Source organism: Bradyrhizobium jicamae (assembly GCF_018130695.1).
Lineage (GTDB): Bacteria > Pseudomonadota > Alphaproteobacteria > Rhizobiales > Xanthobacteraceae > Bradyrhizobium > Bradyrhizobium jicamae_B.
Map to the genome: position 1 here is coordinate 71147 of NZ_JAFCJX010000030.1, position 24050 is coordinate 95196.

The 24050-nt window shown below is 65.3% G+C and carries 23 protein-coding genes; 8 read left to right on the forward strand and 15 right to left on the reverse strand.

The window, feature by feature from the left end; all coding sequences use genetic code 11:
* Positions 1 to 153: 153 nt before the first annotated feature.
* The 3 genes from JQ604_RS33125 (at position 154) to JQ604_RS33135 (ending at position 3019) form a co-directional block, all read left to right on the forward strand.
* Entirely contained in the window at positions 154 to 1473 is a 1320-nt protein-coding gene (locus tag JQ604_RS33125; RefSeq protein WP_212364920.1) for a hypothetical protein, read from the forward strand.
* 275 nt (positions 1474 to 1748) lie between these two features.
* On the forward strand, positions 1749 to 2303 hold the full coding sequence (locus tag JQ604_RS33130) for a hypothetical protein (RefSeq protein ID WP_212364921.1): 555 nt from the start codon (positions 1749 to 1751) through the stop codon (positions 2301 to 2303).
* Positions 2273 to 3019: an O-antigen ligase family protein gene (locus JQ604_RS33135; protein WP_212364922.1), complete on the forward strand. Its 747-nt coding sequence runs from the start codon at positions 2273 to 2275 to the stop codon at positions 3017 to 3019. The genes JQ604_RS33130 and JQ604_RS33135 overlap by 31 nt, the downstream gene beginning before the upstream one ends.
* 44 nt (positions 3020 to 3063) lie before the next feature.
* Here JQ604_RS33135 and JQ604_RS33140 read toward each other — a convergent pair whose 3' ends face one another.
* Genes JQ604_RS33140 through JQ604_RS33170 form a run of 7 tightly spaced genes read right to left on the reverse strand, consistent with a single transcriptional unit; the run spans position 3064 to position 11164 of the window.
* On the reverse strand, positions 3064 to 4260 hold the full coding sequence (locus JQ604_RS33140; RefSeq protein ID WP_212364923.1) for a glycosyltransferase family 4 protein: 1197 nt from the start codon (positions 4258 to 4260) through the stop codon (positions 3064 to 3066).
* Positions 4253 to 5185, reverse strand: coding sequence for an NAD-dependent epimerase/dehydratase family protein (locus JQ604_RS33145; protein ID WP_212364924.1), 933 nt, complete (start codon positions 5183 to 5185; stop codon positions 4253 to 4255). The genes JQ604_RS33140 and JQ604_RS33145 overlap by 8 nt, the downstream gene beginning before the upstream one ends.
* Positions 5186 to 5188: 3 nt before the next feature.
* Positions 5189 to 6040, reverse strand: coding sequence for a class I SAM-dependent methyltransferase (locus JQ604_RS33150; protein ID WP_212364925.1), 852 nt, complete (start codon positions 6038 to 6040; stop codon positions 5189 to 5191).
* Positions 6030 to 6635: an acyltransferase gene (locus tag JQ604_RS33155; protein WP_212364926.1), complete on the reverse strand. Its 606-nt coding sequence runs from the start codon at positions 6633 to 6635 to the stop codon at positions 6030 to 6032. Before JQ604_RS33155 ends, JQ604_RS33150 begins: the two co-directional genes overlap by 11 nt.
* A 42-nt stretch (positions 6636 to 6677) precedes the next feature.
* A complete protein-coding gene (locus JQ604_RS33160; protein ID WP_212364927.1) occupies positions 6678 to 7766 on the reverse strand; it encodes a glycosyltransferase in 1089 nt (362 codons plus the stop codon).
* A gap of 3 nt (positions 7767 to 7769) precedes the next feature.
* Complete coding sequence (gene asnB / locus JQ604_RS33165; RefSeq protein ID WP_212364928.1) at positions 7770 to 9608, reverse strand: asparagine synthase (glutamine-hydrolyzing); 1839 nt, start codon at positions 9606 to 9608, stop codon at positions 7770 to 7772.
* 2 nt (positions 9609 to 9610) lie between these two features.
* Positions 9611 to 11164: a lipopolysaccharide biosynthesis protein gene (locus tag JQ604_RS33170; protein WP_212364929.1), complete on the reverse strand. Its 1554-nt coding sequence runs from the start codon at positions 11162 to 11164 to the stop codon at positions 9611 to 9613.
* A 233-nt stretch (positions 11165 to 11397) separates the two neighbouring features.
* Here JQ604_RS33170 and rffA point away from each other — a divergent pair, with 233 nt between their 5' ends.
* Entirely contained in the window at positions 11398 to 12540 is a 1143-nt protein-coding gene (rffA, locus tag JQ604_RS33175) for a dTDP-4-amino-4,6-dideoxygalactose transaminase (RefSeq protein ID WP_212364930.1), read from the forward strand.
* A 12-nt stretch (positions 12541 to 12552) separates the two neighbouring features.
* Here the strand turns inward: rffA and JQ604_RS33180 are convergent, their stop codons facing one another.
* Positions 12553 to 13251 (reverse strand): hypothetical protein, encoded by a 699-nt coding sequence (locus tag JQ604_RS33180; protein ID WP_212364931.1) that lies wholly within the window; start codon positions 13249 to 13251, stop codon positions 12553 to 12555.
* Between the two features lie 35 nt (positions 13252 to 13286).
* Between JQ604_RS33180 and JQ604_RS33185 the strand changes: the two genes are divergently transcribed.
* From JQ604_RS33185 to JQ604_RS33200, 4 genes are all read left to right on the forward strand, one after another.
* Positions 13287 to 13595 (forward strand): hypothetical protein, encoded by a 309-nt coding sequence (locus JQ604_RS33185; RefSeq protein WP_212364932.1) that lies wholly within the window; start codon positions 13287 to 13289, stop codon positions 13593 to 13595.
* 19 nt (positions 13596 to 13614) lie between these two features.
* Complete coding sequence (locus tag JQ604_RS33190; RefSeq protein WP_212364933.1) at positions 13615 to 17328, forward strand: autotransporter outer membrane beta-barrel domain-containing protein; 3714 nt, start codon at positions 13615 to 13617, stop codon at positions 17326 to 17328.
* 69 nt (positions 17329 to 17397) lie between these two features.
* Positions 17398 to 18204 carry a hypothetical protein gene (locus tag JQ604_RS33195; RefSeq protein ID WP_212364934.1) on the forward strand — a complete coding sequence of 269 codons (807 nt, stop codon included), beginning with the start codon at positions 17398 to 17400 and terminating at the stop codon, positions 18202 to 18204.
* Positions 18205 to 18341: 137 nt separating this feature from the next.
* Positions 18342 to 19316 (forward strand): hypothetical protein, encoded by a 975-nt coding sequence (locus tag JQ604_RS33200; RefSeq protein WP_212364935.1) that lies wholly within the window; start codon positions 18342 to 18344, stop codon positions 19314 to 19316.
* Between the two features lie 212 nt (positions 19317 to 19528).
* Here the strand turns inward: JQ604_RS33200 and gspM are convergent, their stop codons facing one another.
* The 7 genes from gspM to gspG are packed head-to-tail and all read right to left on the reverse strand — an operon-like array spanning position 19529 to position 24029.
* Positions 19529 to 20089 (reverse strand): type II secretion system protein GspM, encoded by a 561-nt coding sequence (gspM, locus tag JQ604_RS33205; RefSeq protein ID WP_212364936.1) that lies wholly within the window; start codon positions 20087 to 20089, stop codon positions 19529 to 19531.
* Positions 20086 to 21138 (reverse strand): PilN domain-containing protein, encoded by a 1053-nt coding sequence (locus JQ604_RS33210; protein WP_212364937.1) that lies wholly within the window; start codon positions 21136 to 21138, stop codon positions 20086 to 20088. The genes gspM and JQ604_RS33210 overlap by 4 nt, the downstream gene beginning before the upstream one ends.
* Entirely contained in the window at positions 21135 to 22055 is a 921-nt protein-coding gene (locus tag JQ604_RS33215) for a general secretion pathway protein GspK (RefSeq protein ID WP_349631172.1), read from the reverse strand. Before JQ604_RS33215 ends, JQ604_RS33210 begins: the two co-directional genes overlap by 4 nt.
* Entirely contained in the window at positions 22052 to 22750 is a 699-nt protein-coding gene (locus JQ604_RS33220; RefSeq protein ID WP_212364939.1) for a PulJ/GspJ family protein, read from the reverse strand. Before JQ604_RS33220 ends, JQ604_RS33215 begins: the two co-directional genes overlap by 4 nt.
* Positions 22747 to 23154 carry a prepilin-type N-terminal cleavage/methylation domain-containing protein gene (locus tag JQ604_RS33225; protein ID WP_212364940.1) on the reverse strand — a complete coding sequence of 136 codons (408 nt, stop codon included), beginning with the start codon at positions 23152 to 23154 and terminating at the stop codon, positions 22747 to 22749. The genes JQ604_RS33220 and JQ604_RS33225 overlap by 4 nt, the downstream gene beginning before the upstream one ends.
* Complete coding sequence (locus JQ604_RS33230; protein WP_212364941.1) at positions 23132 to 23626, reverse strand: prepilin-type N-terminal cleavage/methylation domain-containing protein; 495 nt, start codon at positions 23624 to 23626, stop codon at positions 23132 to 23134. Before JQ604_RS33230 ends, JQ604_RS33225 begins: the two co-directional genes overlap by 23 nt.
* Positions 23589 to 24029, reverse strand: a complete 441-nt coding sequence (gspG, locus tag JQ604_RS33235) for a type II secretion system major pseudopilin GspG (RefSeq protein WP_249159020.1) — start codon at positions 24027 to 24029, stop codon at positions 23589 to 23591. The genes JQ604_RS33230 and gspG overlap by 38 nt, the downstream gene beginning before the upstream one ends.
* Positions 24030 to 24050: the final 21 nt, after the last annotated feature.

The window sequence follows — 24050 nt, forward strand, 5'->3', positions numbered from 1 at the left end:
GGGTTGGTGCTCGCGGTCAACTGATTGTTCGCATCATCCTCCTTGGTGCTTCCTCCTCGTTTTCAACATGAGAAGCAATCTGAGGCAGCATTCCTGACGGCTTGTCAGCCGAACTGTATCGCTTGCGTGCTGTGGCAAGGTCCGGAAACAAAAATGCGGGATATCTCAAAGACCAATTACAGGGGCAACACCGAGGATCGGGCTGAGCATGAACCGGCCGCCACCGCATTCAGCTACAAGATATTCATCGCAGTTCTGCTTCACGTCGCCATCGGTTGCGTGTCGCTCATCATCGTGGCCGATTATCAATCTTACGTTCTGTTCGACCGAGGGCATCTCGCCTATGCCATCGGCGTGAGCGCGACATTCTCCGCAGTTGGGATGCTGTTCGCGATCGCCCCCTTCACCTTCGGCTATTTCACCGGCTTCTATTTGTTCACAGTCGCCGCGGGTTTCCTCTGGCTGAACTGCTTCAGCCGGTACGATTACGACCACCGGGTCGCAGGGCTCTCGGCTGCCGTCTCGGCCCTGCTGTTCCTGCTGCCGGCCCTGCTGGTCCATGCGCCGCTGAAGCAGACCCTGGTGCTGTCGCGCCGCAATTTCGAGCATCTGCTGACTGCGATCCTGGTGCTGGCGCTCGCGACCGTCGCGATCGCCTCGAGCCTGCATTTCAGGCTGGTGTCACTGTCGCAGATGTACGATTTCCGCAGCGAGTTGAATTATCCAGCGGTCCTGCGCTATCTGATCGGCATCGTTCCCAATGCGTTGCTGCCGCTGGCCTTCGCCGGCTATTTGGTGCTGCGGTCCTACTGGAAGGCGGCGATTACGCTCCTGATCTTCCCGCTGTTCTATCCGATCACGCTGAGCAAGCTGGCGTTCTTTGCACCCTTCTGGGTGCTCGCGGTCTGGATCGGCTCCAGATTTTTTGCCGCCCGGACCGTAGTCATCCTGTCGCTGCTGGTGCCTATGTCGATCGGCGTCGGTCTGATGCTGCTGCGCGAGCATCAGACGATTATGGCGTACTTTTATCTTGTCAACATCAGAATGATTGCGGTGCAATCTTCCGCGATCGACGTCTACAACGACTTCTTCGCCAGCCACCCCCACACCTATTTTTGCCAGATCGGCGTGATCAAGGCGCTGGCCGGGTGCCCGTATCAGTATCCGCTGGCCATCGTGATGCAGAACACCTACGGGTTCGGCAACCTCAACGCCTCGCTGTTCGCGACCGAAGGCGTCGCGTCAGTCGGCCATTATCTCGCGCCGCTCGCCGCGCTCGTCTGCGGCCTGATCGTTGCGATCGGCAACCGCGCCGCGGCCGGCCTGCCGCCGGGCTTCGTTCTGGTCTCGGCGTCGATGATCCCGCAGATCATCATGAATGTGCCGCTGACCGTCACCATGGTGAGCCACGGCACGATCCTGCTGTTTGCGATCTGGTATGTCACCCCGCGCACGATCTTCGCGCCGGAGTGAAAACCATATTGTGCAGCGTCAGGAGGCCTCGAGATTTCCACCGGGGTGCCGGCTGTCTTCCGGCAGATCCATCTTCTTTCGGCCGGTGACGGCCCAGATCCACGGACGAATGGAAGGCAGTCCAGGGCCGCGATCCCGAAGCCGTGAACGTCAATCACGGCGAACGTGTTGCGCTACGTGCATTGGTAGCATTGTGCTCCATTTTGCATTGTGCTTGACTCGAAGTGTTCTGGCTTCGGTCAGCTTGGTTTCTTTTTAAGATACAGCAGTTTTGAATGTCGGATGCGGTCACCTCTCGCAAGCCAGCGGGTCTGCTAGCAACGATTGCCGCATGGCCTCCTTGGCTCCTGGCCGCCGACCTGTATCCCGCCGCCATCGCAGCCGCGCTTCCCTGGTCGACGTCGCTCGTGAGCATGATCGTCGGACTTTGGCTGCTCATCATTGCTCCGATGATCGACCCGAAATCTTTCTATGCCTCACTCATGCGGCCCGCGAGCCTCGTGCCTTTGGCCTTGGTTGCGTTGGCCGCGATCGGCACGATGTGGACGGATGATAGCTGGGTGGTACGGCTGCAAGGCATGTCCCCCCTCTTCAAATTCGTCGTGCTCCCCCTCTTGCTCTACCATTTTGCGCAATCCAAGCGGGGACATTGGGTTCTCATTGCCTTCCTGGCGTCCTGCTCGCTCCTGATGGCGTTGTCCTGGATCGTGAGCTTTGCACCGGCATGGAAAATCAGCGCAACCGACACGAACGGAGTTCCAGTTCGAAACTATATCGACCAGACCCACGAGTTCACGCTTTGCGTTTCGCTTTGGCTCCGCTGCTGCTGACGTTCCTGGAGAAGCAAAGGCGATATCTCGTCGCGGCATTTGCGGCACTATCTCTCGCCTTTCTGTGCAACATGACCTTCGTCGTGGTGGCTCGCATCGCGTTTGTGTACTGGCCTGTCATGGCAGTGGTTTTTGCGGTCAGGTATTGGGATCGGAAATATTGCCTGCCGGTCCTTGCCGTAGGGACCGGCATAGTCATGCTCTCCCTCGTTGCATCACCATACATGCGCGATCGGATCGCACGGACCATTGCCGATTACCGGCTCGATCAGCAAACCGATATTGCCACGTCGAGCGGAGAGCGGCTCTTCTACTGGCGCACGGCGTCGCAGGCGATCGCCGAAGCTCCGATATTCGGCCATGGAACGGGTTCAACCGGTCACATCCTCGCAAAAGCAGCGGAGCACAAGACCGGTGAATGGGCCAATATCGTCCGAAGCCCTCACAGCCAGACGCTCTACGTTGCGGTGCAATGGGGCCTGCTGGGCTGCTTCGTGCTGTTTGCGCTTTGGTACGTCCACTTCATGCTGTTCTTCAATCGGAGCAGCTATGTTGCCTGGATCGGTCTCATTGTCGTTGTGCAGAACCTTGTCAGTTCGCTGGTGAACTCCCATTTGTTCGATTTCCATGAAGGCTGGCTCTATGTCATCGGCGTGGGTGTTGCCGGAGGGATGTTGACGTCGCACGCCGGTATCAGCAGCAGTGAACCTGCATAGCCAAATTCGCGGGCGGCTCGAACCACCTACAGAAACCTGAACGCCTATCGCGTCCCTGCGCGTTGCATCACGGCATCCGCCAAGTGGACGAAATCGGCCACGAAGGCCTTCACGCGGTCATCCAGATCAGGCCGCAACTCGCGCGCAGCGATAGGTCCGGCATCTGCCGAGAGCGCCGCCAGATGCTCCGCCAGTGCGTTCGCGTCATCGACGCCGAAGTAGCGCGCGGCACCGCCGGTCTGCTCGCGATGGACATCGATCTCGGACAGGATCATCGGCACGCCGAACGATTTTGCCTCCTCGACCGTCGTGCTCCAGCCCTCGCAACGCGACGGGTTGATCAGTGCCAGTGATGTCCGCAGCAGCGCGTAGACATGTTCGATCGGAATCATGCCGAGGTGCCGGAAACTCGCATCCAGCCCGCGCGTCTTGACCTCCGACATCAATGCCGCGAAGTAGTCCGGCTCGCGCGGATCATACGTGCTGCCCGACGCGGCCACCACGACGTCCAGCCCGCGTCGTTTCAACAGGTCGAGCGCGTCGATCACCAGCTGATGGTTCTTGTGCCGCCAGAACTGGTTCGGCAGATAGAAATAGCGCTGCGGCAAGCCGTGATGCGCGATCACCTCGGCCGGATCGGCCGTCAGCAAGCCGGACGGCGGCTCTGTCGCAAAGCGCACCACCGACACGCCGTTGGATCGCCCCGGATAGAACCGCCTGAAGTCGCCGAGCGCGCTTTCGCTGCTCAGCATGATGTGCCGTGCTGAAGCGATCTGCATCCGGAAGCCGGCCTCGCGCCGCCAAAAGGCGCGCTTCGAAAACAGCTGCGGCAGCAGGCGGTGCTGAAAATCCGGGAACCAGGCGATCGCCGGAAACGGCAGCCGCCAGCCGAAGAAGCGCGCGGATTCGAACACCATGTCGATCCTGCGCGCCTTGAACTCGGCAACGGCAGGTCCATCCAGGCCAAAAGCAACTGCACGAGCGACGCCGCCCACGCGCGCAAGCCCCGCAGCCGCGTGGTCGAACACCGGCGAGCGCACCACCTCCACGGCGGGAATGCCTGCGAGCGCCGCGATCTCCGCGGGATCGTCGTCGGTCCCGGCGAACAGCACCGGCGTGATCGCACCGGGACGATAGCGGCTCAGCACCACGAACAGATTGCGCTGATAATTGTGCCCGCCGGCCCACAGCCGGCGCGGAATGTTGGTAAAGGCGATCCGCAGCGGCGCAGGCTCAGCCACGGAGCTGGCCCTTGAACCAGTCGACGTAATCGGCAAGGCCGCGCTCGAGCGGGATCCGCCAGTCGAACGTCATCTCGCGCAGCCGGCGATCGTCCGCGAGCAGGCTGACGGGATCGCCCGGCCGCGCGACGCCGGAGTAGCGCGCGACCGCAGACGATCCAAAATGCCGGATCAGGCTGTCCGCGATCGTCGCGACGCTCGCGCCCTGCCCCGAACCGCCATTGATGACGCGAAAGCCGTCCTGCGGTGCAACTTCACCGACCTGCGCCAGCAGGCGGGCGACATCGCGAACGTCGGTCCAGTCGCGGATCTCCGCGCCGGTGCCGCCAAGCGCGAGCACTTGCGGCTCGGCGGCGAGCCGCGAGCAGATGTCCCAGAGCAGTTGCTTGCGCAGGTTCGGCCCATAGACAGAGAACAGCCGCACCACGGTTGCGCAAACGCCAAAGCTGTGGCCGTAGCTGCGGCAGAGCTGCTCCATCATCTGCTTGTGCTGGCCGTAGGGCGACATCGGCATCAGCATCGCGTCTTCGGTGATCGGGCCTGGATGATCGGCGCCATAGACTGCCGCACTCGACACGACGATCAGTCGGCTGTCCGGCGCAGAGCCGCGCAGCCATTCGAGCAGGCGCGCGGTGCTGGTCACCGTGCGCGAAAAATCCTCGAACGGACGCTCGATCGACAGCCCGACCGACGATCCGCCGGCGAGATGAAAGACCTGCGACGGCAAGCCGTGCGCCGCCGCCAGCGCGTTCAGATTGGCCGCATCGACCTCGCCATTGATCCAGGACTGCAGGCCCAGACGGTGCGCTTCGGCGGCATCGAGCGCGCCGTGGCCGACGCCATGCACCACGCGCCCGGCCTCCGCCAGCTCGCGGACGAGATGGCGGCCGATGAACCCGTTCGCACCGGTGATCCAGATGGTCATCGCTCAGGCCTTGTGACAGACGAACGAATAGAGCCGGCCGGGCCGATGGTCAAAGCGCTCCGCTAGCGACAGCACTGACATAAAGACGTATTGCGATGCGAACGCCGTCCGCCACAGCGGTGCGATCGGAACCATCCGCGTCAGTCGGTCGACGACCGCCGATCGCAGCGTGTCCATCGTATAGGGAAACAGGTTGATCGGGCTCTGCAGCGGCGCCAGCGTCTCGATCGCGGCAAAACCGGCGCCCCTCAGCGCGCCGAGATAGCAGTCGAGCAGATAGGCGTGCTCGCCGCCATAGAGATGATGCAGCGGATGCTGGTCGAGGAACGCCTGCAGGTCGCTCTCCTTGCTGAGCACATGCTCACGCGCCGCGATCAGCAGGCCCCCCGGCTTGAGCACGCGATGCATCTCGCGGCACGCGCCGTCGAGATCGCGCATGTGATGCAGCACCGCGCGCGCGAACACGACGTCGAAGCTCGCATCCGCGAACGGCAGCCGTTCGGAAAACTCCTCGACCACATCGATCGGCAGCTGTGCGCGCATCGCAAGGTCGCGGATCGCCGCCGCACCGACGATCGCGCTGCCGTCGGGCTCGAGCGCCGTCACCTCGAAGCCGCTGCGCGCGAGCGCGTAGCTCGCGATCCCGCGTCCGGCGCCCACGTCGAGCGCGGCGCCGGTATGCCCATTGATGAGCACCTTGACCGCCTGCCACTCGCTGCTCTGAAAGTAACGCTCGGCGGCGTCCATCAGCGGGTCGTCATAGAAGGCGTCGCGCACGAGCTGGCGCCGGTCCGGCTGGTTGCGCAGCCAGACCACCGCCTCCTCCCATGTCGTGAACTTGCCCTCAGCGCTCATCGGACCTGAGCTCCCGCACCGGCACTGCCGGATTGCCGGCGACAATCGTGAACGGGGCAACGTCCTTGGTCACCACCGCGCCCGCCGCCACCACCGCCCCCTCACCGACGGTGACGCCTCGCAGCACCATTGCGCCGGCACCGACCCAGGCATCATCGCAAATCTTCACCGGACTTTCGTCGAGCGACAGCTTGCGCGGATGGCCCTGGTTGAAGATCTGCCGCACCTGCGCGTGCCGATCCCGCGCGCCGATCGGATGGGTCAGATTGTCGAAGATGTTTGCCGAATGCGAGATCAGCACGCGGTTGCCGATCTCGATCGAGGCCGCCGACCAGATCCGCGTCCCCTCGCCGACGAAGCACCATTCGCCGAGCCGGATCTCGCCGGCATGGCCGAAGGTCATGAGCTCGCCGAACATGCGACTCTCGGCGCCAACCACGATCTTGTCGGCGTCGCCGCGGATGTTCCTGATCCGCGCATTCGGACCGAGCACGGCCCCCGGCTGCAGCCGGCAGGTCGCGCGGCCGAGCAGACGCTGGATCAAATAGTCCGAATTGCGACCGGTCAGTCGCTGGATCAGGAAGTCGAGGTTCATGCGATCGATCGAGGGCCCATCGTGGCGGATGCTCTAGCACGGCTAGAGCCGGGCGACGAGGTCACCAAACAGCTGCCACTGCGCGGCCTTGCTGTAGGTCTCCTCGACCAGCGAACGCCCACGCGCGGCGATTTCCGCCGATTTCGGCCAATCCTGCAGGCAACGCGCCATCATCCCTGCAACGCCCGCAGGGTTATCGTATGTCTCCATCGTGACGCCGGCCTGCATCCCCGGAGGGTATTTCCCGGCATCTGACACCAGCAGCGCGCCGCACCCCATCGCCTCGAAGCAACGCATGTTGCCGCGATCGTGGCCTGCCATATCGATCGCGCCGTTGAGGACGATCTTCGACGAACCAATCAGTTGGTAAAGATCGCGCCCGAATACCGGCGGCTTTGCGATCGCCGCAATGGCATCCGGACGGCGATGTCGCGCAAGCGGCAGCAGCCGGCCGATCGCGCTCTCCGCCAGCCGGGTCAGCCGTGACGCGTCAAGGCAGAAAACGATGTTCCAGGCGTCTGCGAGCTTCGCCACGCGCTCCAGCGTCCGCGCCCGCTCGCGATGGTGCCGCGAATAGCCACCGACGAATACTATGTCGATCGGCCGCTCGCCGTGACCGTATTCATCCATCACCGGATCGTGCGCCGGGAAGAAAAGTTCGGCCCGGCATCCCTTCGCGCGCCAGGATTCGAGGATCGACGGAAAGTTTCCGAGCACCGCGCCATAGGCGGTGAGATCCGCGTTGCCTGACGGCGCGGCGCGCCAGCCCAGCGTCGCCTTCACACTGGCCGGCAGCTTGGCGACGAACGCGCTCGGATAGCGCACCGGATCGAGATTATAAAACACCTCGGTGCGGTGATGCTCGATCTGGGCAAGCAGGATCGCCTCCAGCGCGGGCTCCCCGGCCATGCCCTGCTCGCGCGCCCAGCGGCGCTGCAGGATTTCATCGTCGCCGTTGGTGAAGAAGGCGTCGGGTGATCCGTCGAGCACCGGCTGCAGGAAATGCGCCGCGCCGAAGCGGTCGTCGAGAAACACGTCGCGCCGCTCGGCAAAGCGCGAGGTCTTCGCCGCGAGCTGGTTCAGCCGCGCGACATAGGATGGGTAGAGGCCGCTATTCTGGAACAGGCGCATTGTTCAGGCGTACCTCGCCAGCATCCATTTCATGTTCAGATACGGCCAGATCCGGCCGACCGTCTCCCAATCCCACGCCTTTGACACGGTCAGGCGGTCGACCGCCGCGCGTAGCGGCGTCTCGTCGACCAGCTCGGTGAAGACAGGCACGTCTCGAGCTAGCAGCGCGGAGGTCCAGCCGGACAGAGGTCCATTCAGCCATTCAGGCATCGGCGAGTTGAAACCGACCTTGCGCCGCGCGGTACGGATCGAGTCGGGCATCAGACCGGCCATCGCGCGCCGCGCGACGGCCTTGGTCTGGCCGTCGGACATCTTGCTGCTCTCCGGCAGCGCCATCGTATAGGTCACCAGCCGCCAGTCCATGAACGGCATGCGGACCTCGATGCCATGCGCCATCGAGACACGGTCGAAATTGCGCAGGATGGTGGGCAGCACCGTCGAATGAAACATGCGGTACAGCCGCCGGTTCAGGTCGCCCCATTCGCGCGGCAGCACGTCATCGTCACCAATCAGCGCCAGCGGCGCGGGAATGCCGGCAACGCCGCCGCGCAGGAAGTAGTGTCCCCGCGCGCTGAGGGTCAGCGCGCGCAACAGATCGACGCCGCGCCGCGCCAGCGAGGAACGGGAGGCGAGGCCGGCGGCCGCGTTGCGCAGCCGGAACGCGCGCGCCTGCCCATCCTGCAGATAGGCGCCCATCAGCTCGTCAGCGCCGTGGCCGTCCAGCGACACCGTCACGTCATGGCGCCTGAGCTCGCGATAGATCAGCCAGGGAGCGCTCGGAAGCCCGATATAGACATCGTCATTGTCGTCGAGGATTTGATCGATGTCGGTCAGCGCATCCGCCCGGCCGATTTCGAGGAAGGTCGGCGCGACCTCGGCCCAGGCCGCCGCCTGCTCCGCCATCGGCCGCTCGTCATTTGCAGCACCTGGAAATGTCGCGACGAAGGCGTGGCGCCAGGCCGTCGAGTCGCGCGGCCCCATGCCGGCCTTCTCGTGATCCGCCATCGCGCAGATCACGGCGGAGGAATCGAAGCCGCCGGAAAGACACGTGCCGATCGGCACGTCGCTGCGCATCCGTAAGCCGACCGCGTCCTGGAACAGCTCGCGGAAGCGCGCCACGCGATCGGCTTCGCTTCCGGGCACCTCGGGCAGATGATCCACGGTCCGCCACCAGCGGCGGATCTCGATCTTGCCCCCGCGCAGCCACAGGCAATGACCGCCCTGCAGGCGGCGGATTTGCGCGAACAGCGTGCGCGCGCTGCCCTCGACGCCGAAGGCGTCGAGCAGCAGCCGCCGCGCCACGTCGGTGTCGACAGCCGCATCGATCAGCCCGCTGCGTGCCAGCGCCCGCTGCTCGGAGGCGAATACGAAGCGCTCTGATGTCAGCGCGTACAGCAGCGGCTTGATGCCGAAGCGATCGCGCGCCAGGAACAGCTCGCCGCTGTCCGTGTCGAAGATCGCCAGCGCCCACATGCCGTTGAAACGCGGCAGCATGTCCTCGCCCCACGCCTGCCAGGCGGCGAGGATCACCTCGGTGTCCGACTGGCTGCGGAACACCGCCCCCTTGGCCTCGAGCTCGCGGCGCAGCTCGAGGAAATTGTAGACCTCGCCGTTATACACGATGACGTGGCGACCATCGGCCGAGACCATGGGCTGACGCCCGCCCTCGCCGGGATCGATGATCGCCAGGCGCCGGTGGCCGAACGCGAGACTCCGGTCGGCGCTGAACCAGGTGCCCTCGCCGAACGGACCGCGGTGCGCGATCAGGCTGGTGAGCCGGGAAATCTCGGCCGGCTCGACGGCGTTGCCGCGCAGATTGACGATGCCTGCGATTCCGCACATGCCTAGACCGCCCTCAACGGCAGGAAGCGGCCGGCGATGGCGCGCAGATCGCGCCGGCAGACGGCGCGGTAGGGTCCGAGCTGCGACGCCGCAACGGCCACGACGAAGATCGTCGCAGCCGAGAGCGCGGCAACTGTCACGACGGACCACCAGGACGGCGCAAGTTCGAATGCGGCGCGCGCCAACGCGCCACGCAGCACCAGCGCGGTGACGATGCCGACGCCGAGCGGCATCAGCACGAAATGCAGCACCCGCGACCACAGGCCGGCGAGGTCAAAACTCCGGCGCAGCAACAGCACGGTCGTGGTCATCTGCGCAATCATGCCGATGCAGGCGCTCCAGCCGGCCGCCTGCCATCCGAACAGCGGCAAGGCGATCGCGCTGGTGGCGAGCGTGACGGCGCCGGTGACGAGCGCGATTTGCGCATTCGAGCGCGAGCGCGCCTCGGCCAGCAGATAGAACGCGAACACGTTGGCGCTCGATCCCAGAATGCCCGCGATCGACAGCACCACCAGCACCCGCTGCGCCTCGGCGGCCACTTCCGCACCGGTCCACAAATGCAGCAGCGGTCCCGCGACGGGAACGAGACCGCCAAGCGTGCTGGCGGCGAGCACGTTGAGGATCCAGGACGCGCGCAGCAGGAGATCGGCCTTGCGCGCTTCGGCCTCGTGCTGCAGCGAGCTGAAGAACGGAAACAGGATTTCGCCGACCTTCAGCACGCCGACATAGACGGCCTCCTCGAGCCGCTGTGCGACGCCGTAGAAGCCGACATATTGCGGCTGCAGCAGCGCGCCGAGCAGATAGCGATCCGCCTGCGCCGCGAGCAAGGCGCCGCCCTGCGCCGCCATCTGCCAGCTGCCGAGCTTGAACAGGCGGTGCAGCGCGTCGCGATGCAGCGCGGGCCGGGCCTGCCACGCGCCAACCGCGCGATGCGACCAGAAGGCGGTGGCGAGCAGGCTGGTGGCAAGGCCGAGCGCCTGGCATCCGAGGAACGTCGAGGCACGCGGCGCGAGCGGAATCAACAGCAGCATCGCAGCTGTCGCGACCACCGTGCTGGCGATGCTGATCGCGGCGATGCGACGGTAGTCCTGCCGCGCCGTGAACAGCGCGAGGAAGACCGCGCCGACGCACTGGCACAGCCAGCCGGCCGCAGCCAGCACGAAGGCCAGTCCGAGATCGTCGGCGGCCGGTCCATTGAGGTGAAATCCAAGGCGCGCGAACGGTGCGCCGACGGTCACCAGCACGAGCGCGATCAGCCCGCCGCCGGCGATCGCCAGCATCGCCGCGGTCGCGAACAGCCGCCTTGCGTCGTCGCGGTCGGATGGCGACAGCCGCTGCGCCAGCTCGCGCGCGGTCGACATCGCCAGCGTGTTGCTGAACACCAGCGCCGGCGCGACGCAAGCCGTGACCAGGCCGGCGACGCCGAACGCGGCGAGGCCGAGCCGCAGCACCACGAACGGCAGGATCGCCAGGTTGAGCAGCACCGCCACCGCAAATGCGATCGCATTCCATGCGGAGTTGCCGAGCAGGTCGGGGGGATCTTTCCTCAATGCCATCCAGCTGTCAGGCCGTTGCTTGCCGGGCCCTGATCACCCCGCTTCGAGATGACACGCCGCCAGCATCCGGACCGGGCTAGCAGGGCGAACCGGCGATGTCGAGAGCCTCGGCGGAGTGGCGCACCGCCTCCATTACCTCCCGATTTGGCCGTTGATTTGCCCTCGCAAAACCGCCTATCTGGACTGATCCGCGCCCGACCTGGCGCTCTCCAACCCGCCCGCAAGGCACCGCCGTGGCCCCCGATCTCGTTCCGTTTAACCTGCCCTACTCGACCGGCAAGGAACTAGCCTACGTCGCCGAGGCACACCGACTTCGCCACCTGTCGGGCGATGGCGCGTTCACCCGACGCTGCCACCGATGGATCGAGCAGCACACCGGGTGCGCCAAGGCACTGTTGACGCATTCATGCTCGTCGGCGCTCGACATGGCGGCGCTGCTGCTCGACATAAGCGACGGCGATGAAATCATCATGCCGTCCTTCACATTCGTCTCGACCGCCAACGCCTTCGTGCTGCGCGGCGGCGTGCCTGTCTTCGTCGACATCCGCGAGGACACGCTCAATCTCGACGAAAAGCTGATCGAGGCGGCGATCACGCCGCGCACGCGCGCCATCGTGCCGGTGCATTATGCCGGCGTGTCCTGCGAGATGGATACGATCATGGCGATCGCCAAGCGCCACCACCTCGCCGTGGTCGAGGACGCGGCGCAGGGTGTCACGGCGAGCTACAAGGGCCGCGCGCTGGGCGCGATCGGCGATCTCGGCAGCTTCAGCTTCCACGAGACCAAGAACGTGATCTCGGGCGAAGGCGGCGCGCTGCTGGTGAACGATCCCGCGCTGGCGCAGCGCGCCGAGATCATCCGCGAGAAGGGCACCGACCGCGCCCGCTTCTTCCGCGGCGAGGTCGACAAATATACCTGGCAGGACATCGGCTCCTCGTTCCTGCCGAGCGACATCAACGCCGCCTTCCTGTGGGCGCAGCTGGAGGAAGCCGAACGCATCAAGCGCGAACGGATCGTGCTCTGGCAACGCTATCACGACAGGCTCGAAGCACTGGAGCGGCGCGAACGCCTGCGGCGCCCGGTCGTGCCTGATGGCTGCGACCACAATGGCCATCTCTATTATGTGCTGCTGCGAAACGGAACCGACCGCGCAATGGTGCTGCGGAAACTGAAGGAGCGCGCCATCAACGCGGTGTTCCACTACGTGCCGCTGCATTCGTCGCCGGCAGGCCGGCGTTTTGCGCGCACGCAGGGCGAGCTGCCGCTGACGGTGTCGCTGTCCGAACAGCTGATCAGGCTGCCGATGTGGATCGGGCTCAGCGAAGACCAGCAGCAGCGCGTCTGCGATGCGCTTGGCGCGATCCTCGAGGCCTAAGCGCTCCCGCGCTCACAACCCGTCCGACTCGCCGTTCTTCGGCGTCGAACGCGGCGTGAACGGCGCGTAGGATCCGTCGAACGCGCCCGCGACCGGTTGCGGCGCCGGAACGGCCGGCCCGGTGGCAGCCACGGCTGGCGGAGCATCGGCAGTCCCTTCCTGACGCTGCAGTGCCAACACCTCGCTGCGGTCGGCTTTCTTGAACGTGACCTCGCGGGCCTGCACGGCGCTCAACTGCCAGCCGGCATGGCTGTCGCCCTGCCGCAGACGGACCGTCTTCTGCGTCGCGCGGTCGAGGAAGACGGCGATCGCATCGCTGTCGCCGACCACCGCCCCGATCAGCGCCAGCGCCGGCCGGTCCGGCTCGGACGGAGCCGGCGGTGGCGGCGCAATTGCGGCCGCCGGCGCGACAACCGCCTGTTGCGGCGGTCGCCGCGAGGCCGAGAAGATCGGCCGCGCCTGCGTCGCGCCGAGCACCGACAATGGCACCGACCACAGCGGATTGCCGCTGGATGGCGCCTTGACCGGCTCGCGATTCGGACGGGCCAGCGGTTTCATGCTGCCGACATCGACCGTCTCGGCGCCGTCGCCGGGCCGGTCGTTGGACAGGATATCGATGGTCGATGAGGTCGCGGCCCGTGGCTGCGAGGCAGCGCACAGGGCGGTGCCCGCGAATAGCGCGAGACCAGCGAGTTTGGACCAGCTGACCATGATTCTCCCGGCACCGGCCGCAAGGAATTCTTGCGGTGCACGCCCAACCTATCCGCAGCGGTCCGTTTCATCAACCTGATGACGAATCGTGCCGGCAGGCCGCGGCGATTTGCTACCGTGACAGCCTGGACAAGAACGGAACTTGCGGGGTCGGTTTCGCCCTCGATGTTGCCAAACAGTCACGCTGTCCGAAATACGAAACGATCGCGCTAAAGCTGCAGTCAAAAACCGCCGCGTTGCGTTGCGTGCGGGTGCAACGCCGTGGGATTATGGCGAAAATCGGTGCAGTTGGTGTCGCCGGTTTGTGTTGCTCGGCCGCAGTAGCACAAGATTTCCGGACGTAAACATTTTGAGACCGACGCCATGGCCGATCTGAAACTGCCCGTTCCCTTCCTTCGCCAAGGATTGAATGCCACTGTCCGTCAATCGGTCGCGGTGCTGCTTGCCACGACGGCGCTTGGCGTGGTGTCGGCGCATGCGGTCGATGGGACCTGGACCGGGGCAACGAGCACGGAGTGGACGGACGGCACCAACTGGACGTCCACCCCGACGGTGCCGGACGGCACTGCAACATTCACCAACACGGGATCGACCACGGTCGACAGCAACGCTCTGGTGAACATCGGCAGCATCCTGTTCACGGCTGCGCCGAATGCCCAGGCCTATACCATCAACACCAACGACATCTTCGTCGTGAATGGTGCCGGGGTCTCCAACAATTCGACCAACGCGCAGACCTTCAACGTCAGCTCGTCGATGGTGTTCACGAATTCAAGCACCGCGAGCGGCGGCAGCACGCCAGTGACGTACAACGTCACCGGCGGCACGATGGCCTTTAACGACACCAGCTCGGCCGGCACAGCTGTTATCGTCAATTTCGGCAACGTGCAGTTCTTCAACAGCAGCACCGCCGGCAGCGCCAACATCACCAACAATATCGGGATGGATTTCTTCGACAACGCGTCGGCCGGCAGCGCGACGATCTCCAACGGTGTTGTTGGCGTGCTGACCTTCAACGGCTCGACGACCGCCGCCACCGCATCGATCACCAATGACGGCACGCTGCAGTTCAACAACTCCTCGACGGCAGGCAGCTCCACGATCACCAACACCAGCTCGCTCACGTTCAGCGGCTCGGCGAGCGCCGGCAGCTCCACCATCACCAACAACAGCTCGCTGACGTTCAGCGGTTCGGCGACCGCGGGCAGCTCCACCATCACGACGAACAACGGCGCGACCACGAGCTTCACCGGCTCGAGCACCGGCGGCGGCGCGCGCTTCATCACCGCCTCGGGCGGCACCTTCGACATGTCGGGCCTGACCTCGGGCGGCATGACCGCAGGCTCGATCGAGGGCGCGGGCAACTATGTGCTCGGCGCCAAGACGCTGACGACCGGCAGCAACAATCTCAGCACGCAAGTCGACGGCGTAATCTCCGGCACCGGCGGCGGCCTGACCAAGGTCGGCACCGGCACGATGACGCTGACCGCGGCCAACACCTATACTGGCCCGACGACGATCTCGGCGGGCACGCTGGCGCTCTCCGGCGCCGGCAGCATTTCGAACTCCAGCGTCGTTACGGTGAACGGGACCTTTGACGTATCCGCGGTGAACGGGCCGACGATCCAGACGCTTGCCGGCGGTAGCAGCGGCGTCGTGATCGGTGGTAACACGCTCAACATCGCAAACGCGTCAACCGAATTCGCGGGTTCGATCCAGGGCGGCACTGGCGTGGTCGTCCAGGCCGGCACGCAAACCCTCTCTGGCGTCAACACTTACCTGGGTACGAGCGGGATCTCGAACGGAGCCACCCTCGCCCTCAAAGGCAATGGCTCGATCGCGAACTCGATTGTCACCCTCGGCGGCACCGGCACGCTGGATATTTCCCAAACAACCACCGGTACATCGGTCGGCGGACTGTTTGCTTTCTTCGGCGGCGTCGTCGCATTGGGTTCGAAAACTCTCACCCTCACCGGGGCCACCCCGATCTACGACGGCGTCATCCAGGATGGCGGCATCGGCTTCGGTACCGGCGGCAGCCTGACGATCGCCAGTGGCGCCAGCCAGATTCTCGGCGGCACCAACACTTACACAGGCACCACGACGATCGCCGCTGGCGGCAGTCTCTATCTTCAGCCCGGCGTGATTACCGGACAGGGCAGTATCGCGGCCTCCAGCCAGGTGATCGTCAACGGCTTGCTCGAGTTTGACGTGAGCGCCCCGTCGATCAAGTCGCTCTCGGGAGCCAGCACGGGTATCGTCAATATCCCGTTCATTGCCGGCGGCGACCTGACGATTACCGACGCTAACGGAACGTTCTCCGGCAGCATCCAGGGCGCCAAGGGAATCGTGCTGGCCGCTGGCACGGAGGTGCTCGCCGGCGCCAACACCTACACCGGCAACACCACGGTCAATGGCGGCACGCTGGTGGTCGACGGCTCAATCGCCACCTCGGCGCTGACCACCGTGAACGCCGGCGGCACGCTCGCCGGCTCCGGCACGGTCGGCAACACCGCAGTCGCAGGCGGCACGCTGGTTGCCGGCTCGACCGGCGGCAGCGTGTTCGGACCGCTCACCGTACAGGGCAACCTCTCCTTTACGGCCGCCTCGACCTACATGATCCAGGTGTCGCCGACCAATGCCGGCCTTACCAACGTCAGCGGCACCGCCGATCTCGGCGGCGCCAAGGTCAATGCGGTGTTTCAGGCCGGCAGCTATGTCAACCGGCAGTACACCATCCTGAGCGCGACCGGCGGCCTCAACAACACGACCTTCGACCCGACGGTCATCTCCAACAATTCCAATCTCCAGTCGACGCTGAGCTACGACGCCAACAACGCCTATCTCAACATCCAGCTGAAATTCATCTCGCCGACCGGGTTGAACCTCAATCAGCAGAATGTCGCCAACACGCTGACGAACTTCTTCAACACGACAGGTTCGATCCCGGCGGCCTTCGCCATGCTCAATGCCGCCGGGCTGACGGTCGCCTCCGGCGAGCTCGGCACCGGCGTGATCCAGTCCTCGATCAACGCCGACAGCCAGTTCCTCAATCTGCTGCTCGATCCGACCATCGCCGGCCGTGGCGCCGGGTTCACCGCGCCGAACAGCGCCTCGCGCTTTGCCGCCGAGGATGACGCGCTGGACTATGCCGAGCGGCGTCCGGCGACCGCGAGCGAGCGCGCCGCCTATGCGATGGCGACGAAGGCGCCGCTGCTGATGGCAGCCCCGGCCAACCGCTGGAGCGTCTGGGGGGCCGGCTATGGCGGCTCGGCGACGACGAGCGGCAATGCCGTGATCGGCTCGCAGGACACCACCGCGCGGATCTGGGGCGTTGCGGCGGGCGCCGACTACAAGATCAATCCGGACACGCTGGTCGGCTTCGCGCTCGGCGGCGGCGGTACCAACTATTCGCTCGCCAACGCGATGGGCAGCGGCTCCGCCGATCTGTTCCAGGCCGGCGTGTTCGGCCGCCACAATATCGGCCCGGCCTATCTCGCCGCCGCGCTCGGCTATGGCTGGCACGATGTCACCACCAACCGCACCGTGACCTTGGCCGGCTTCGATCAGTTGCAGGGCCGCTTCCGCGCCGAAAGCTTCTCCGCGCGGTTCGAGGGCGGCTATCGCTTCGCGACGCCGTTCGTCGGCATCACGCCCTATGCCGCGGCGCAGGCAATCAGCTTCCATCTGCCCGGCTATGGCGAGACCGCGATCGTCGGCACGCCGCAATTCGCGCTGAACTACAATTCGCAGACCACGACCGCGACCCGCACCGAGCTCGGCCTGCGCACCGACAAGTCGTATGCGCTGCAGGACGCAATGCTGACACTGCGCGGCCGCCTCGCCTGGGCGCACGACTACAACAACGATCGCGCGGTCACCGCGATCTTCCAGACGCTGCCCGGCGCGAGCTTCGTGGTCAACGGCGCCAAGGGCAATCCGGACTCGGCCCTCGTCAGCGGCGGCGCCGAGGTCAAGTGGCTGAACGGCTTCTCGCTCGCCGCCACCTTCGAGGGCGAGTTCTCCGGCAATGTCACGAGCTACGCCGGCAAGGGCGTCGCGAAGTACAGCTGGTGAACTTGGCTTGCAGGGGGAGCCATCCCTGCCGCGCACCAATCCAAAACTTGTGGCCACAGCGGGGAATTGGTGTACCCTGAGGCCATTCCAACCGACGGTGCCAAGACGATGAACCGTTGCAATCTTTATTCGCGTCGCACTATTTCAGGACTGAGTACAGTTTTTCTGGTTTGGGCGGCAGGAGCACACGCGCTTCCCACTGGGGATCAGCTCGACCGGGACCTTGAGCTGCCGCCGATCAGCCTGGGCAGGGATTCGGCGCGGCCGATAGAAACATTCAGCTATGGTGCCCGTGCTCCGTCAGCTCCGGCCGCGAAGCGAGACGACGTCGAGCGGCATGGGAATCCGCTTTGGGCGATTCCTCTTTCGACGTTGTCGGTCACGCGCGAACGTCCCATTTTCAGCGCCTCGCGCCGCGCCCCCGCCCGCGCCGTGGCAATCGCGCCACCGCCAGAGCCTGTCAGGCCGCCACCACCGCCTTCGCCGGAGACCCCGCAGCTGACCCTCGTCGGTTCGGTTGTGAACGACCAGCAGGGCATCGCGATATTCATGGACCAGTCGACAGGGAAAACGATTCGCCTGAAGGTCGGTGATGGCCATGTCGGATGGATCTTGCGCCTGGTTCGGGGACGAGAAACCACGCTCGAGAAAGATCACCAGACAGTTGTCGTCAAACTTCCATTGCCGGGAGAGGCGCCGCTCAACCTGCCGGTGCAGCCCGCAACCTACAGCGGTGGCGTCCCCGGGGTTTTACCGGGGTTGCAAGATTTGGCAGCGCACTCCCGCGGCCAATTACCGCCGCCGACGATCTCGCTCGCGCCCACCTATGACCCCGGGCGCGTCCCGAGCGCGACCGGAAGAGTCCCCGGCCTCTGATCACAACCAAATCGGTCGCGACAGCTTGACGCGCATGTTCGGCTGCCGCTATCGTCAATGTGTTTAAAGCTTGTTTCAATTGCGGCAGCATTTCAGCCGCGTATTTCTCCCACAGCGATGCAGAAAGGATATTGCACATGCGCAAGGGGCTCTGTCTGTCGTTTGGAATTTTGTTAGCATCGACTTTTATCGGTACCGGAGGCGCGTTAGCGCAAAATGTCACCAGCTTTGTCTCATCGACAGGGAACGATGGCAACGCCTGTACTTTCGCAGCGCCTTGCAGGAATTTCCAGAGAGCGCACGATCAGACCAACGCTGGAGGCTTTATCCAGGCGCTCGACGCCGTTGCCGACTTTGGTGCGGTGGTGATCACCAAGGCAATTCGAATTTCAGGAAGTTCGACGAACGATCCGGGTTCGCGCGCTCTCATTTCCGTGACCTCCGGCAATGCCATTACGATCAATGCGCCTGCCAACGCTAACATAAGTCTTGTGAACCTCGAACTGAGAGGGAACGGCACGTCGGACAATGGCGTCCTGTTCAACTCCGGTTATCTGCTGCAAATCTATGGCGGCGCGTTTTACGGCTTTGGCGGCGCCTCGCCCAACGGCTTCGGCGTCAAGTTTGCGCCGCAGGCATTCAGCAGATTGTTCATCAACGGATTGAACGCCAGCGGCAACGGGACGGCCTCGACGGGTGCGGCTGTTCAGGTCAATCCGGCATCCGGCGGCGGCGCATTCGTCGATTTGACCAACATCACGGCCTACAACAACGCGTTCGGGCTGGCGATCGATACGTCGGGCAGCACGACGGGCGTCAATGCGGTGATCCACGGCGGCATCTTGCAGTACAACCGGCAGGACGGCATCGTATTTGTGGCAGGCGCACCGATCGGCGTGACCGTCGACAACAATGCGCTCATCCTCGGCAACGCCGGAAACGGGGTCCGTGCGATCAACTCGGGCGCGTTTGCACGACTCAACAACGTTACCATTACCGGCAACACGACTGGCGTAGCCGCACTCTCCGGCGGGCTGGTCAATTCCTATGGCAACAACAGCATCGACGGTAATGGAACCAACGGAACTCCGACGTCCATTCCGTTGAAGTAATCCCTCGGAAGCAGATACGGTTTTCGATCCAGGAAAAGATGGCCCGCCAAAAGACTTGGCGGGCCATCACCTTTTGCGAAAGCATGATCCGGACCCGAAGGCTGCATCGGTGCCAGCGCGAACCGGCGACATGCGCGGAGCGTTTGCGCCGAGATCATGCGCAAACAAGAACCGAGACGCGGTGACGATTCACCCCAACTTGATCGCGGCGCCTACTTGCTGCCCTGCCACTGTCCGGAAACGCCGATCACGACGCGGATCCGGCCCGCAACGCCCTCGTTGACTGCAGTATTCTGCGGCACCTGGACGTCGAGCTGGTCGACGAACAGGAAGGGCATCCCGACCTCGATGTCGTAGAGCAGCTTCTGCAGCGCCGGCTGCTCCATCTCACAGCTGACGACGAGGCCGACGAAGCCATCCTTGGCCTGGGTCCCGAGCACATCGACCTGCGAGGACTGGATGGTGCCGCCGACCGCGCCGACCGCAGCGGCGACGCGTTGCAGCAGCGCGGCGCCGGCGACCGTGACCGTCGGCCCCTCCAGGAATGGCGTGCCGGGATGCTCCGCCGAGAGCGCCCCGGCGTTGCGCGGCTTGCGGCCGCGCAGCTGGTCAAGCAGGTCGGAGGATTGCACCAGCGCGCGCTGGTGATCGAAGACGTCGGTGATCGCAAGCGCGCTCGTCGTCACGAGGCCGACGAGCACCGCGAGATACAGCACCACGGCGATCAACGGCGAATGCGTCAGCGTACGCGTGACGATGTTGCCGACACTCATGGCGTCACCGTGTTCTTCGGCTCGACCCGCGCCTCGATATGGAAGCGCTCGCCGGGATCGGACGGCGCACGCGTGGTCGGCGCATAGAAGGTGGCGCGGGTGAAATGCCCGGACTGCTCGATCAGCGGAATCAGCGACGGTGCATCGGCCGTGATACCCGAGATCTGCAGCTTGTTGCCGGCGAGATGCATCTCCGTGACATAGGTGTGGTCGGGCAGCAGCCGGCTCAAACTCTCCAGCACGATCACGCTCGCCGGCGTCTCGTATTTGCGCCGCTCGAGGGCTGCGACCGGCGAGCGGTCGCCACCGTCGGAGCCGGCGCGGATCGCGGCCCGGCGCGCCGAGATCTGCCGCGCCACCTCATCCTCCTGCGCGCCGAGGCTGCTGGCGACATAGGCCGACACCGACGCCGAGAGCAGCGCCGCGACGGCAGCGACCGCCAGCACGAGCTGCAGCGCGCGGCTGAGCCTGTTGACATCGAGCGCGCCGCGCGCGCTCTGCTCGAACACCTTCACGCGGCTCCCATGGCCCTCGACATCGGTGCATACAGCCACCGCCGCCGGATGGAACGCGGCCACCGCCTGCGCATAGGATGTCGCGACCTTGCGGGTGGTCGCCGCGATCATGGTGGTGATGCCGTCTGCGCCTTGTGCGACCGGCGCGGTGCAGCCGAACACGGCTTCGCCCGCGCTCCACGGCGTCAGGCGGTCGATCTGCGCGCGCACGATGCCTTCGAGGAAATCCGCCGCGCGGGCCGGCAGTTCCAGCGGACGGAACAGAAACCGTTTCGGCTGCAGCACGATCTCGACCCGGCTGCCGCGGAACAGATTCGCGAGATTCGGTGCCGACAGCGCGCTGTCGGCCCAGGCGATCCGTGTTGGCGCGTTGTCCGCCTTGCCGGCCGCTTCCACCGCAAAGCCGCCATCGTCGCCCTCAACGAGCCGGACGATGCGCGGCGACACGACGCGGTTGATTCCTGCGATCACCGCCGCCGCGACGCTGCCGGTCCAGGCCGCCAGCATGGCCTTGAGGCTCGAAACCAGTTTCATCTCAAAGAAGCCCTTTGCGGCGCCGTGCTGCCGTCGGACGAGTTACGCCACGACAATACACGATACGGCTCGTCGCCGCTTTCGAGAAGCAGGATCACCACCTCGCTTCCGCTCCGCCGGCCGTCCGGCAATTCCGCCTCGACGGTGACGCGATAGGCCCTCGCGCCGGCCAGGGTCGCGCCCTCGCCGCCGGTGATGCCGATCAGCGTCCGCGGGTCGAGCGCGGGGTCGGCGCGCTGGGTCAGCACCGCCTGCAGGCTCTCCGGCGTGATGTTCGGCAGCGCCGCCAGCACCTGCGGCGCGGCGTCACGCACGTTGATGGAGGCAAGATTGCTGAACACGGTGACGAAGGGCAGCATCCGCTCGACCACCGCCGGGGGAATGCCGTAGACCAGCCACAGCTCCTCCGTGGTCGGGAACGGCGCGTGGCGCGGCGCGTAGGCGAGCCCCGAGGTCTTGTAGAACGAGGTTTCAGGATCGCTGGCGCCGAGCTCGGTCGGCGCCCGCCAGGCCAGGATGCGGTCGGCATAGACCGCGGCATCCGACGGGTTGACGCCGAGCCCGATCATCAGCCCCGACAGCAAGCCCTTCGGCGCCAGGTTGAGATCGATCCGCGCCGCCTCCGAGCGGAAGGTCACGAACACCCGGCCCCGCCCGACGCGGGCGTTGAACGTGCCGCTGGTCGGGCGCGCGGCCTCGCTGTAGCCGGCAAGCTTCAATGCGGTCAGCTCCAGGCCCGCGGTCACCATCGCCTCGGTCTGGATCCGGTCGGTGGTGCCGGCAACGATCACGGCGGTGTTGGTGACGTAGGTGAGATAGACCAGGACCAGCGCCGACAGCGCCGCGAGGATCCACAACACCGCAATGACGATGAAGCCGCGCTGCGATTCCCTTGCGTATCGAGGCGCGGCCGTCACAGCTGCTCCTCCTTCTTGTCGGCGGTGGGATTGAGCCGCGCCGTCAGACATGCCGCGACATTCTTGGCCCGCGCGCATTCCGCCGGCGCGTTGACGTGCACGATCGCGGCGCTGGAAACGGCGAGCACCTGCCCGGTATTGCCGTCGCGCACGGCGACGCGCACCTGGCTCGGCAATTGCGTCTGGTCGCGCCAGCGCGGCTGCCAGACCTGGTCGGGCCCGGCATAGGAGAACGTCACGCGGAATGGCGCGCGGATGAGCACCACCTGATCGGTGAAGCGGATCTGCGCATCCTGCGGCATCGGGCGGAACCGCGCGCGCTCGCGCACCAGCGCCAGCCCCTGTGCGTCGGCCTTCTCGATCAGGCGGATGATCTCCAGCCCCGGCCGCGTGTTCGGGCCGACCGCGGTGCGCACGAAGGTGACCGAGAGCTCGTTGCCCTCGAACAGCGGCTTCTTGCCGTCTGCAGTCATCGGCGTCATCTCGGCGACCGAGAGATCGGCGAGCACGCGCTCGAGCCCGATTGCCAGCCGCTCGGCACGCTGGACGCGGGCGATGCCGCGATTCCAGTTCGGCAGCCATTGCGAGGTGACGGTGGCGAGCGCCGCCAGGATCACCGTCATCAACAGCGTCGCCAGCATCACCTCGAGCAGGGTGAAGCCGGACGCATCGCGCCATGATCGCCGCCGTCTCATTCGCCCGCCTTTTGTTCGGAGGGCATCGGCACCAGCCGCACCGTCGTGACCTGGATGGCGGCGCCGCCCGGCCCCTGCATCCGCATGTTGACGGCCATGGGCATGAAGCGGCTCGGCGGCGCATCCGGCGCCGCATTGGCGATCGGGGCGACGTCGATGCGCCAGCGATGGCCAGCGAGCTCACCGGTCTGTCGCCCGGGAACCAGCGCATTGCGCGGGGGAAGCGAGGCCAGCACGGTGTCGGCAGCGCCGCTCAGCGAGAGCTTTGCATCGATCGAGCGGGTGCCGCGCACGGAGGTGCCGATCACCATGCCGATCGACGACAGCACGGCCGCGATGATCGCGAGCGCGACCAGCGCCTCGATCAACGTGAAACCCCGTTCAGATCGGCTTCTGCGTGACAATCTCGACGCCTCCGGTCAGCCAGTTGACGCGGACTTCATACCCCATGCCCGGCCGCGCCAGTGCGATGGTGCCGCCGCAGGACATCCCGGACGGAAAGAAATCGATCGAGCTCCCGGCACTGCGGTCGGCGCATCGCGCGGCAAGCGTGGCGTCCATCGTGACGTCGGCCGGAAGGCGCAGCACGCGCCCGCTGGCGCCGGAGCGGATCGCGCGCGACGGCGCGTCCACCAGCGTCGCGACCTGGATACGCCGGCGCAACGCAGCACTACGATCGGCCTTGAGCAGCGCCGCGGTCTCGACCGCAAGGCTCTCCAGCCGCGCCCGCGTGGTGGTGCGCGGGATCGACGGCAGGATGATCGCCGCCAGCATGCCGATGATCGCGAGCACGCAGAGGATCTCGATCAGCGCGAAACCCGCCTCGCCCCGCGACCGCTCAGCGCGTGCCGCTTGCAATGTCGGCTGCCGTGCCACTGCCGCCTTCCTGTCCGTCGGAACCAAGGGAAATGATGTCATAGGGCGCGCGCTCGCCCGGCGCGCGATAGATGTAGCCGTGGCCCCAGGGGTCGTTCGGCACCACACCGCCGCGCAAATATGGCCCGTTCCAACCCTGCGCATTGTTGCTGCGGGTCAGCGCCGCCAATCCCTCATTGGTGCTCGGATAGCGGCCGAGGTCGAGATAATAGAGGTCGAGGGCACTCGAAAAACTCTCGATCTGGATCTTTGCGGCCTTCGCCTTGGACTCGCCGAGATAATTCAGCACGCGCGGCCCGACCAGTGCCATGATCAACCCGATGATCGTGATGACGACGAGGATTTCGACCAGCGTGAAACCGGCCTCGCCGCTGCGCCGCCGTCGTGCCGTTCTCGTCTTCATTTGCAATCGCTTCATTTCAAA